Below are 11975 nucleotides of genomic sequence, written 5' to 3'. Positions count from 1 at the left end.
CCGGTCGCTGCACGGGTCAAGCGGGGCGTGACGGCGAAAAATGGCCTTGCAATGGCCGTGATCGCGAACCCCTGCCGTCATGATGGCGGCACATTCAGCAGAGAAGCTTCATATTTGGATGGTATCAGTAAGCCGAAATTGAGAAGCTGGGGTTTTATGACGATCGATAGCATGGACATGGCGCGGGGGCGCCTGCCGCGTAATCCACGTCCGCGGGCGCGCCGCCTGTCGGCAATTTTGAGGCAGATGGCGAACGACCGTTCGCGCGAACGCATCTCCATCCGGGATATTTTCGAGACCATGGGTGACCGGGCAATCGGCGCTTTGATGCTGGTCTTCGCATTGCCCAATCTCGTGCCGACACCGCCGGGAACCTCGGCGATCCTCGGCGCGCCTCTGCTCTTTCTTGCCGCGCAGCTGACATTTGGCCTAAAGCCCTGGCTGCCGAAGGTGATTGCCGACCGTTCGATGCGGCGGGAGGATTTCGAGGCGATCATTTCGCGGATCCATCGCTGGCTGGCCTTTGCAGAGCGGATGCTGAAGCCGCGGCTTTCCGTGCTGGTCGAGCCTCCGGCGGAATATGTCGCGGGCTTCCTCTGTCTTGTCATGGCGATCATTCTGACGCTGCCGATCCCGCTCGGAAACATGCTGCCGGCGCTGGCGATCTGCCTGTTCTCCTTCGGCATTCTCGGGCGTGACGGGCTGTTCGTGATCCTCGGCGTAATTGCCACGGCGCTGTCGGCGACGATTGTCGGCGGCATGGTCTACGGGATCGTCAAGGCGGCGGCTTTCGTTATCGCGAACTAGTTTGCGTGACGGCTCAGACAACGAAATCTGTCACGCATTTCTTCAACGCACTCGACATTTGCCCATTTTTGTTTTGATCTGGCGCATTAGAGATTCATGGTCATTTCACCCGGTAAAGCACCGGCTTATTTTGCGCGGTAGAAGCTAGATGGCAAAGAGAACCGATACTCCTGGACGGCTGGACGACGCGGCGCGGGCGGGTTGGCTCTATTACGTTGCCGGCCGCACGCAGGACGAGATCGCCTCCACCATGGGGATTTCGCGCCAGTCGGCGCAGCGGCTGGTTTCGCTCGCCGTTGCCGAAAAGCTGATCAAGGTGCGGCTCGACCATCCGATCGCCGCCTGCCTCGAACTCGGCAACCAGCTGCGCAAGAAATTCGACCTGCGCTATGTCGAGGTCGTGCCCAGCGATCCGGGCTCCTCCTCGACGACGATCGGCATTGCCGAGGCGGCGGCGGCGGAAATCGAGCGCTGGCTGAAGCGGCCGGAGCCGATCGTGCTTGCCGTCGGCACCGGACGCACGCTGAAGGCCGCGGTCGATCAGCTGCCGCTGCTCGAATGTCCCGATCACCGCATCGTCTCGCTGACCGGCAACATCACGCCCGACGGGTCGGCGGCCTATTACAACGTCATCTTCAGCATGGCCGATGCCGTCAAGGCGCGGCATTTCCCGATGCCGCTGCCGGTTCTCGTCACCTCTTCGGAAGAGCGAGAGATGCTGCACAGCCAGCAGCTGGTGCGCTCGACGCTGGAGATCAGCTCGCAGTCGGATGTCACCTTCGTCGGTATCGGCGAGCTCGGCATCGACGGCCCGCTCTGCGTCGACGGTTTCCTCGAGAAGGACGAGATGATGGAGCTGATGCGCAACGGCGCCGTCGGCGAGATCTGCGGCTGGATTTTCGACGGTGACGGCAAGCTTCTGGATAATCCGATCAACGAGCGGGTGGCGTCTGCGCCGATCCCGCCGCGCGAGTCTTCGACGGTGATTGGAATCGCCAAGGGCAAGCGCAAGTTCAAGGCGATACGGGCGGCGATCGTTGGTCGGCAGATCAATGCTTTGATCACCGATGAGGCAACTGCCGAGTTTTTGCTCACAGGCTGAGCAAAAATTATTTTGTTTTAAATCATATAGTTAAGTGTGCCGTTCGCTGATGCAGCAACGAATGCGGATTGACATTTTGTAATGTTTTGTGAGTAATTGCCCATGAGCAAAGCGAATGCTCACACTCATCTTCTGGGAGGAAGATATGACATTGAGAACTCTCCTGCTGGGCGCCTGCTCGGCACTTGCGTTTGCGGGCATGGCTTCGGCTGAAACGCTCACGATCGCGACCGTGAACAACGGCGACATGATCCGGATGCAGAAGCTGACGGACGACTTCAAAAAATCCAACCCCGACATCGATCTGGAATGGGTCACGCTCGAAGAGAACGTGCTGCGCCAGAAGGTCACCACCGATATCGCGACCAAGGGCGGTCAGTATGACGTTCTGACCATCGGCACTTACGAAGTTCCGATCTGGGCAAAGCAGGGCTGGCTGATGCCGCTCGACAATCTCGGCGCCGACTACGATGCCGACGACCTGCTGCCGGCTATCCGCAGCGGTCTGACCGCAGACGGCAAGCTCTATGCAGCTCCGTTCTACGGCGAAAGCTCCATGGTCATGTACCGCAAGGATCTGTTCGACGCTGCCGGCCTGAAGATGCCCGACGCTCCGACCTGGGACTTCATCGCAGACGCTGCGAAGAAGATCACCAACAAGGACAAGGAAATCTACGGCATCTGCCTTCGCGGCAAGGCTGGCTGGGGCGAAAACATGGCCTTCCTGACGGCTATGTCGAACTCCTTCGGCGCTCGCTGGTTTGACGAAAAGTGGGCACCGCAGTTCGATCAGCCCGAGTGGAAGGACACGCTGAACTTCTACGTCAACCTGATGAAGGAAGCCGGCCCTCCCGGTGCTTCTTCGAACGGCTTCAACGAAAACCTGGCGCTCTTCCAGACCGGCAAGTGCGGCATGTGGATCGACGCGACCGTTGCTGCATCTTTCGTCAGCAACCCGAAGGAATCGCAGGTTGCCGACAAGGTCGGCTTCGCTCTGGCTCCGGATAAGGGCCTCGGCAAGCGCGGCAACTGGCTCTGGGCCTGGAACCTCGCCATCCCGGCAGGCTCGCAGAAGGTCGAAGCGGCTGAAAAGTTCGTCGCCTGGGCTACCAGCAAGCACTACACCGAGCTGGTCGCCGAGAAGGAAGGCTGGCTGAATGCACCTCCCGGTACGCGCTCTTCGCTCTATGCGAACGCCGATTACCAGAAGGCAGCTCCTTTCGCGAAGATGACGCTGGACTCGATCAACTCGGCTGACCCGACCAAGCCGACCGTAAAGCCGGTCCCCTATGTCGGCGTCCAGTTCGTGGCGATCCCGGAATTCCAGGGCATCGGTACGGCCGTTGGCCAGCAGTTCTCCGCAGCGCTTGCCGGCCAGATCTCGGTCGACCAGGCTCTCCAGAGCGCACAGCAGCTGACCACTCGCGAAATGACCAAGGCTGGTTACATCAAGTAATAACCTCCTGAGAACGGGTTGGAATGCTTGACATTCCACTCAACTGGGCCGCCGAATTGCCCGAACTGCATCGGCGGCCCCTTTTTTTCTTTGCTGCCCTGCAGCCGTTCGCCACTCCAAGACAAGATCGGTAATTGCCATGGCAACGTTACACACCCGCTCTGCGGCGCGCATGATGATGGCGCCTTCGGTCATCCTCCTGCTGCTCTGGTCGCTCATCCCGCTGGCGATGACGATCTACTTCTCGCTGCTGAACTACAATCTGCTCAGCCCGGGCATGGAAACCTTCGTCGGCTTCCTGAACTACAAGTACTTCCTCACGGATCCGGCCTTCTTCTCGGCGCTTGGCAATACGTTGCTGCTCGTGCTTGGGGTGCTGTTGATCACCGTCATCGGCGGCATTGCCTTCGCCATCCTGCTGAACCAGGACATCTACGGGCAGGGCATCGTGCGCATCCTGGTGATCGCGCCGTTCTTCGTCATGCCGACGGTCGCGGCGCTCGTCTGGAAGAACATGTTCATGAACCCGGTCAACGGGCTCTTCGCGCATCTCGCCAAGGCGCTCGGATTGCAGCCCTATGACTGGCTGGCGAACGCGCCGCTGTTCTCGATCATTCTGATCGTTGCCTGGCAGTGGCTGCCCTTCGCGACGCTCATCATGCTGACGGCCCTGCAGTCGCTCGACGAAGAGCAGCAGGAAGCCGCCGAAATGGACGGCGCAGGGGTTGTCTCGAAATTCATCTATATCGTGCTGCCGCACATGGCCCGCGCCATCACCGTGGTCATCCTGATCCAGACGATCTTCCTGTTGTCCGTCTTCGCCGAAATCCTGGTCACGACCAATGGCGGTCCCGGTACGCAGAGCACGAACCTGACCTACCTGGTCTATGTGCAGGCGCTTCTGCAGTTCGATATCGGCGGTGCTTCGGCAGGCGGTATCGTCGCTGTCATCCTCGCCAATATCGTCGCGATCTTCCTTGTCCGCCTCGTCGGCAAGAACCTGGAGGCGTAAGATGGCTCGCAAAGTCACAACACAGCGCAAGGTCATCATGACCGCGATTGCCTGGACGCTCGGGATCCTGATCTTCTTCCCGATCCTCTGGACCTTCCTGACGAGCTTCAAGTCGGAAGCCGATGCGATCGCCTCGCCGCCGCAGTTCCTGTTCTTCCACTGGACGACAGAGAATTATTCGGAAGTGCAGAGCCGGTCGAACTATCTCGGCCACTTCATGAACTCGGTGATCATCTCCTTCGGCTCGACGCTGCTTGGCCTGATCATCGCCATCCCGGCCGCCTGGGCCATGGCGTTCTCGCCGACCAAGCGCACCAAGGATGTCCTGATGTGGATGCTGTCGACGAAGATGATGCCGCCGGTCGGCGCGCTCATCCCGATCTACCTGATGTTCCGCAACAGCGGCCTGCTCGACAGCCGCTTCGGACTGGTGATCGTGCTGACGCTGATCAACCTGCCGATCATCGTCTGGATGCTCTACACCTACTTCAAGGAAATCCCCGGCGAGATCCTCGAAGCCGCCCGCATGGACGGCGCCTCGCTCGCCAAGGAAATCATCTATGTGCTGACGCCGATGGCCGTTCCCGGAATTGCCTCGACGCTGCTGCTCAACATCATCCTTGCCTGGAACGAAGCCTTCTGGACGCTCAACCTCTCTGCCTCAAAGGCGGCGCCGCTGACGGCCTTCATCGCTTCCTATTCCAGCCCCGAAGGCTTGTTCTACGCAAAGCTTTCGGCAGCATCGACAATGGCGATCGCCCCGATCCTTATCCTCGGCTGGTTCTCGCAGAAACAACTCGTCCGCGGCCTGACCTTCGGCGCGGTGAAATAAGACTACAGGGAGAGAAACATGGGCAGCATTACCCTTCAGAAAGTCTCGAAGGTCTTCGGCGAAGCCAAGGTCATCCCTTCGATCGATCTCGATATCAAGGACGGCGAGTTCGTCGTCTTCGTCGGCCCCTCCGGCTGCGGCAAGTCCACGCTGCTCCGGCTGATCGCCGGGCTTGAGGACGTCTCGGGCGGCAAGATCGTCATCGACGGCAAGGACGCGACCGAAAGGGCCCCGTCCGAACGCGGTCTGGCGATGGTCTTCCAGTCCTACGCGCTCTATCCGCATATGAGCGTGCGCAACAACATCGCCTTCCCGCTGAAGATGGCGGGCATGGACAAGGCCGAAATCGACAAGAAGGTCGCCGATGCGGCCCGGGTGCTGAACCTGACCGACTATCTGGAGCGCAAGCCGCGCCAGCTTTCGGGTGGTCAGCGCCAGCGCGTCGCCATCGGCCGCGCGATCGTCCGCCAGCCGTCGGCCTTCCTTTTCGACGAGCCGCTGTCGAACCTCGATGCCGCGCTGCGCGTCAACATGCGCATCGAGATCAGCGAGCTGCACCAGCAGCTGAAGACCACGATGATCTACGTCACCCACGACCAGGTGGAAGCCATGACCATGGCCGACAAGATCGTGGTGCTGAACAAGGGCAATATCGAGCAGGTCGGCTCGCCGCTGGAGCTCTACAAGAACCCGCGCAATCTCTTCGTCGCCGGCTTCATCGGCTCGCCGAAGATGAACTTCGTCAAGGGGCAGACGGCAGCACAGCTCGGCGCACACACGATCGGCATTCGTCCGGAGCATGTGATGCTGTCGAACGAGAGCGGTGAGTGGAAGGGCAGGGTCACGGTCGCCGAGCATCTCGGCTCCGATACGTTCCTGCATATCGACGTCGATGGCATTGGTCCGGTGACGGCGCGCGGCGGTGGCGAGTTCGCGGCCAAGGCCGGCGACACCGTCTACCTGACGCCGGACAAGACCCGCATCCATAAATTCAACGAGGGCGGCCTCGCCATCTCAGGCGACGACCGGGCCGGGGTGGCCATGTGAAGCGGGCAGGGTGTCCGCTTCACCGATACCCGGAGCGGCTGCCGTTCCGGAAGACCTCAAGAGGACTGAGATCATGACGTGCAAACTATCGCTGGCAACGCTTACCGAAGCGGCAAAGACCGCTGCAATTCCGGCCTATGACCGGGCGTCGCTCACGGCCGGCATCGTGCACTTCGGCGTCGGCAATTTTCATCGCGCCCACCAGGCGATCTATCTCGACGACCTGTTCAACCAGGGGCAGGATCACGACTGGGCGATCGTCGGCGCGGGCATGCTGCCGTCTGACGCGGCCATGCGCGAGAAGCTCGCGGCCCAGGATTTCCTGACGACCGTCGTCGAGCAGGACAACAACAAGACCGCGGCCCGGGTCACCGGACCGATGGCCGACATTCTGCCGATCGGCGACGCCAAGGCGATCATCGCCAAGCTCTCCGATCCCGCAATCCGCATCGTCTCGATGACGATCACCGAAGGCGGCTATTTCATCGACGCTTCCGGCAAGTTCAATCCGGAGCATCCGGCGATTGCCGCCGACGGCAAGAACCCGACGGAGCCGAAGACCGTCTTCGGCCTGATCGTTGCCGGTCTGAAGGCGCGCAAGGACAAGGGCATCGTGCCGTTCACGGTCATGTCCTGCGATAACATTCCACATAACGGCGTCGTCACCACCAATGCCGTCGTCGGCACCGCGAAGCTTTCTGATCCGGCGCTTGCCGACTGGATCAAGGCCAATGTCTCCTTTCCGAACGCCATGGTCGACCGCATTACGCCGGCAACCGGGCAGCGTGAAATCGATCTCCTCAAGGATCAGTTCGGCATCGAGGACAACTGGCCGGTCTACTGCGAAGAGTTCAAGCAGTGGGTGCTGGAAGACAAGTTTACTGCGGGCCGCCCGGCGCTCGAAAAGGTCGGCGTCACCTTCGTTCCCGATGTCACGCCTTACGAACATATGAAGATCCGCATCCTGAACGGCGGCCATGCGGCGATCGCCTATCCGGCGGCTCTGATGGACATTCACTTCGTGCACGACTCGATGGAAGATCCGCTGATCCGCGCCTTCCTGGCAAAGCTCGAAAAGGATGAGATCATCCCGATCGTTCCGCCGGTGCCGAACACTTCGCTGCAGGATTATTTCCAGCTGATCGAGCGGCGCCTGCTCAACCCGAAGATCGCCGATACCATTCCGCGCCTGGCGCAGGATGGTTCGAACCGTCAGCCGAAGTTCATCCTGCCCTCGACGCTCGACAATCTCAGCCAGGGCCGTGATGTCGTCGGCCTGTCGCTGGTCTCGGCGCTCTGGTGCCGCTATTTCGCCGGCAAGACCGACAGCGGCAAGGACATCGTCTTCAACGATGCCAGCGCCGACCGTCTGCATGCCGCGGCGCTGAAGGCCAAGGACGATCCGATGGCGTTCCTCGCCTTCGACGACATCTTCGGCGAAGTGGCGAAATCGGAAGTCTTCCGCAAGCGCTTCGCACATGCCCTGAAAACGCTGTGGGAAAAGGGCACCCGCGAGACGCTGAAGCTCTATCTCGACGGCAAGCTTGCAGTGTAAGCAATTGCGATGGCGGCGGATGACGCCGCCATCGACCCGCCTTGCGGCAAGCGGGCCGGCAACGCGTCCGAGAACATGGTTGGTCTTTCATGACTGAGACACGGCTTGTCATTTTCGATTGCGACGGCGTGCTCGTCGACAGCGAGCCGATATCCGTCAACGTTCTCGTCAAGGCGATGAACGATCTTGGTGTTCCGATCACGGAAGAAGAGGTCTATGGCCGGTTTCTCGGCAAGAGCCTCGCAACCGTCATCGAAACCATGAGAAACGACTATCACGTCCATGCCGGGGAAGAGTTTCTTGAGCGGATGCGGGTCGATCTCTACAGCCGGTTCCGCAACGAGCTGAAGCCGATCGAGGGGATCGGCGAGACGATCGACGCGCTGCATCTTCCCTGCTGCGTGGCCTCGTCCAGCCAAGTCGAGCGCATCAAACTTTCGCTTTCCGTCACTGGGCTGATCGACAAGCTGCCGAACATCTTTAGCGCCAGCATGGTCAAGAACGGCAAGCCGGCACCGGACCTTTTTCTGCATGCAGCGCGGGAAATGCATGTCGCGCCGGAGAACTGCGTCGTCATCGAAGACAGTCCCGCAGGCATCGAGGCCGCGAAGGCCGCAGGCATGCGCGTCTTTGCCTTCACCGGCGGCTCACACGCCAATTTCGAAGGCTATCGTGCTGAACTTGACCGGCTTTCGCCCGAAGCGGTGTTTGACGTGATGCCGGATTTGATACACCTTATCCAGAAACAAAAGCTGGATGGGATGCGCCCCTGATGCATGATCACGTGGTTGCGGTGGATGTCGGCACCGGCAGTGCGCGCGCCGGTGTCTTCGATGCCACCGGCCGGTTGCTTGGCAAGGCCGAGCATCCCATCATCATGAACAGACCGCGTGAAAACCACGCCGAGCACGATTCCGAAAATATCTGGTCCGCCGTCTGCATCTCGGTCCGCAAGGCCGTGGAGCAATCCGGCGTGGCGCCCGCCTCGATCGGCGCGATCGGCTTCGACGGGACCTGCTCGCTTGTCGTGCGCGATGTCGAGGGGCGGCAGATTTCCGTTTCGACCGGTGGCGAAAAGCGGTTCGACACGATCGTCTGGCTCGATCACCGGGCGCTACAGGAGGCTGATTTCTGCACGGCGACCGAACATGCGGTGCTGGAGCATTCCGGGCATTTCATGTCGCCCGAAATGGAAATGCCGAAACTGATGTGGCTGAAGAAGAAGCTGCCGGGCACCTGGATGAATGCCGGCTACTTCTTCGATCTGGCCGACTTCATGACCTGGAAAGCGACGGGATCGCTGAACCGCTCGCGCTGCACGCTGACGGCCAAGTGGAATTATCTCTCCCATGAGGAACAGGGCTGGCGGAAAGACTTCCTGGCGAGGATCGGCCTTGAGGACCTGCAGGAGCGCGGGCATCTGCCCGACGATACAATTCCGGTCGGCTCCAGCGTCGGCACGCTGACGCAGGAAGCGGCCTCGGCCCTCGGTCTGACGACGGCATGCCACGTCTCGGCGGGTATGATCGATGCCTATGCCGGTGCGCTCGGAACGCTCGGCGGCTTTGCCGATGACCCGCGTGCGCTCGAACGCCAGCTGGCGCTGATTGCCGGCACATCGAGCTGCATCGTCTCCTTTTCCCGCCAACGGCGGCCGAGCCATGGCATGTGGGGGCCGTATTACGAAGCGGTGTTTCCGCAGTCCTGGCTTGTCGAAGCCGGACAGTCGGCGACCGGCGCGCTTCTCGATCATATCGTGCGCATGCATGCTGCAGGCGGCGAGCCGACGGCAGCACTTCACCAGAAGATCGCCGCCCGCGTTGCGCAACTTCGCGCCGAGGAGGGCGATGACGCCTTCGGCGCCCGCATCTTCGTGCTGCCTGATTTCCACGGCAACCGCTCGCCGCTTGCCGATCCGCATGCCGTCGGTGTCGTCAGCGGATTGACGCTCGACACGTCCTTCGACGGTCTCTGCGCGCTCTATTGGCGCACGGCCGTCGGGATCGCGCTCGGCATCCGCCATATCCTCGAGAAGATGAAGGAATACGGCTATGTGCCGGATACGCTGCATGTGGCAGGTGGCCATGTGAAGAACCCGGTGCTGATGGAGCTCTATTCCGATGCGACGGGATGCAAGGTGGTGGTGCCGAAGATGAACGAGGCCGTGCTGCTCGGCACGGCAATCGCCGCATCCGTCGCCTGCGGCCTGCACCGCGATCTCGCAGCCGCCGGAACCGCCATGTATCCCGGCGGCGACGAGCGCAGCCCGAATGCCGGGAAGCGGGCGATGTACGATCGGGAATACCGCCGGCTGCTGGCGATGTATCGCCACCGCGCCGAGCTGGAGGCGATGGATTAACCTCCGCCGCGGCCCTCGCCCAGGATGGCGCCGAATTCGGCCATGCGGCGTTCGCGCTGCTGTGCTTCGTCGCCGGTGGCGGCGATCACCGTTTCCGAGAGGCAATCGAGCAAGGCCATCAGCGGCGGCAGGTTGTCGTCATCAGGGACGCGGGAGGGCGGCAGCGTCAGCATGATGTTGGATTGATCCGGCATCCAGTCATTGTTCTCGGCAGCGATCAGGACGACCTTGTATCCATAGCGCCGCGCCGTTCTGGCGAGCAGCCGGGCGCGGGCGAAGCGGCGGCTGTCGACGATGACGAGGAGCGCGCCTTCGCCGGTCTGGCGGGCAAATAATTCGGCGAAACGGCTGCCGGAGCCATCAAGGGCCCGGACACCATCGCGGGCGCGGGTCAGCCGCTGGGCGAAATGCGAGGCGAAGCCGGCCATGCGGGCATGCGTGGCGATGAAGACTTCGCGCGCGCCGGAGATCATCGCCACGGCTTCGGCCCATTGGGGCTGGGCGGTGAGATGGTAGATGTGGTGCAGGGCCTGGATTTGTTCGGTGACCAGCAGAGCCAGCGGCTTGCCGCTCGATGCGTCGGTCTGCAGTTCGGTGAGTGAGGTCTGCAATTGCACCGGCGAGGTGACCGCGGTTTCGCGGATGTGGATCTTGACGCTGTCGAGGCCTTGATAGCCAAGCGCCCGCAGAAAACGGCCGACGGTCATCGGGCTGAGGTCCAGCCGGTCGGCGACGGATGCCGCGGTTTCGAAGGGTAGATCGTTCAGATGCTCGGTAAAATATTTCGCGATCCGGCGCTCCGCTGGGGTGCCGGATTTCACGTAGTGCCTGAGCTTCTGGACGAAGTCTTCCACGCGGGCATCCCCTCACTGGCAGAGGCGCGGAGGCTTCCGATGCGCTTAGGCGAGACTTGCCGTTTGCAACTATTTCCGGAAGCTGCGTCTCAGGCTCAAGTTTAGATCGAATAGTTTGCAGTATATATTAGTGTCTAGTTGCAGACAAGTTTTCCATTGTTGCATGTAATTTTATTTCCGCTTGCCGTTCTGCGCGGGGATTCCTACATCCGGGACAACACATGGAGACGCCAAAGCATGATCCTTGACGCCGCTCGTCTGTCTTTCCGCAATCTTCTCGCCTCCGAGACCCGTTCGGTTTTCTGGAAGGTTCTCGGGCTTACGCTGTTGGTGCTGGTGGGGCTGTGGTTCGTGCTGCGCAGCCTGTTTGCCACGCTGCTGTTTCCCTGGGTCGCGGGCTTCTTTCCGCAGATGCCGGAATGGGCCGGATGGCTGAGCTTCGTCTTCGCCATCCTTGCCGGTCTCGGGCTGGCGCTCGGTCTCGCGCTGCTGCTATCGCCGGTCACGGCGCTGATCGCCGGACTGTTTCTCGACGATGTGGCCGAGGTTGTGGAAAAGCGGGACTATCCAAATGACCGGCCGGGCAGCGCCATGCCCTTCGGGCCGGCTCTCGCGAGCTCGATCAAGTTCCTCGGCGTGGTCATCCTCGGCAATATGATCGCGCTGTTCCTGCTCTTCATTCCCGGCGTCAACCTGATCGCCTTCTTTATGGTCAACGGCTATCTGCTGGGGCGGGAATTCTTCGAGTTTGCGGCGATGCGCTTCCGGCCGCCCGAGGAGGCCCGTGCGTTCCGGGCCAAGCACGGATCGACGGTCTTCCTGGGCGGCCTTGTCATCGCGGCCTTTCTTGCGGTGCCGTTCCTCAATCTCCTCACGCCGCTCTTTGCCGCCGGCATGATGGTGCACCTGCACAAGCTGGTGTCGCAGAAGGATCCGGCCTTCAGAGGCTAG

The 11975-nt window shown here is 61.2% G+C and carries 11 protein-coding genes; 10 read left to right on the top strand and 1 reads right to left on the bottom strand.

The window, feature by feature from the left end; all coding sequences use genetic code 11:
• The first annotated feature begins 237 nt into the window (after positions 1-237).
• The 9 genes from ABIE40_RS17025 to ABIE40_RS16985 all read left to right on the top strand — a co-directional run bounded on the left by ABIE40_RS17025 (position 238) and on the right by ABIE40_RS16985 (position 10170).
• On the top strand, positions 238-807 hold the full coding sequence (locus ABIE40_RS17025) for an exopolysaccharide biosynthesis protein (RefSeq protein WP_354541084.1): 570 nt from the start codon (positions 238-240) through the stop codon (positions 805-807).
• 148 nt (positions 808-955) lie between these two features.
• Positions 956-1909: a sugar-binding transcriptional regulator gene (locus tag ABIE40_RS17020; protein ID WP_130282301.1), complete on the top strand. Its 954-nt coding sequence runs from the start codon at positions 956-958 to the stop codon at positions 1907-1909.
• A gap of 145 nt (positions 1910-2054) precedes the next feature.
• Entirely contained in the window at positions 2055-3365 is a 1311-nt protein-coding gene (locus ABIE40_RS17015; protein WP_199628914.1) for an ABC transporter substrate-binding protein, read from the top strand.
• 139 nt (positions 3366-3504) lie between these two features.
• Positions 3505-4377 carry a carbohydrate ABC transporter permease gene (locus ABIE40_RS17010; RefSeq protein WP_112719801.1) on the top strand — a complete coding sequence of 291 codons (873 nt, stop codon included), beginning with the start codon at positions 3505-3507 and terminating at the stop codon, positions 4375-4377.
• 1 nt (position 4378) lies between these two features.
• Positions 4379-5209 (top strand): carbohydrate ABC transporter permease, encoded by an 831-nt coding sequence (locus tag ABIE40_RS17005; RefSeq protein ID WP_112719800.1) that lies wholly within the window; start codon positions 4379-4381, stop codon positions 5207-5209.
• 18 nt (positions 5210-5227) lie between these two features.
• Positions 5228-6256, top strand: a complete 1029-nt coding sequence (locus ABIE40_RS17000; RefSeq protein WP_199628915.1) for an ABC transporter ATP-binding protein — start codon at positions 5228-5230, stop codon at positions 6254-6256.
• 73 nt (positions 6257-6329) lie between these two features.
• On the top strand, positions 6330-7811 hold the full coding sequence (locus tag ABIE40_RS16995; protein WP_199628916.1) for a mannitol dehydrogenase family protein: 1482 nt from the start codon (positions 6330-6332) through the stop codon (positions 7809-7811).
• A gap of 89 nt (positions 7812-7900) precedes the next feature.
• The gene (locus ABIE40_RS16990) at positions 7901-8584 is read left to right on the top strand and encodes an HAD family hydrolase (RefSeq protein ID WP_199628917.1); all 684 of its coding nucleotides are present in this window, start codon (positions 7901-7903) and stop codon (positions 8582-8584) included.
• Entirely contained in the window at positions 8584-10170 is a 1587-nt protein-coding gene (locus ABIE40_RS16985) for an FGGY-family carbohydrate kinase (protein WP_199628918.1), read from the top strand. The genes ABIE40_RS16990 and ABIE40_RS16985 overlap by 1 nt, the downstream gene beginning before the upstream one ends.
• On the opposite strand, the gene ABIE40_RS16980 is transcribed toward ABIE40_RS16985, so the two are convergent.
• Positions 10167-11024 carry a MurR/RpiR family transcriptional regulator gene (locus ABIE40_RS16980; protein WP_130282295.1) on the bottom strand — a complete coding sequence of 286 codons (858 nt, stop codon included), beginning with the start codon at positions 11022-11024 and terminating at the stop codon, positions 10167-10169. The two genes, ABIE40_RS16985 and ABIE40_RS16980, sit on opposite strands and share 4 nt — an antisense overlap.
• A 237-nt stretch (positions 11025-11261) precedes the next feature.
• On the opposite strand from ABIE40_RS16980, the gene ABIE40_RS16975 reads away from it, so the two are divergent.
• A complete protein-coding gene (locus ABIE40_RS16975; RefSeq protein ID WP_199628919.1) occupies positions 11262-11975 on the top strand; it encodes a sulfate transporter family protein in 714 nt (237 codons plus the stop codon).

The sequence above is a fragment of the Rhizobium sp. OAE497 genome (assembly GCF_040546565.1).
Lineage (GTDB): Bacteria > Pseudomonadota > Alphaproteobacteria > Rhizobiales > Rhizobiaceae > Rhizobium.
This window is presented reverse-complemented; position numbering and strand designations above follow the sequence as displayed.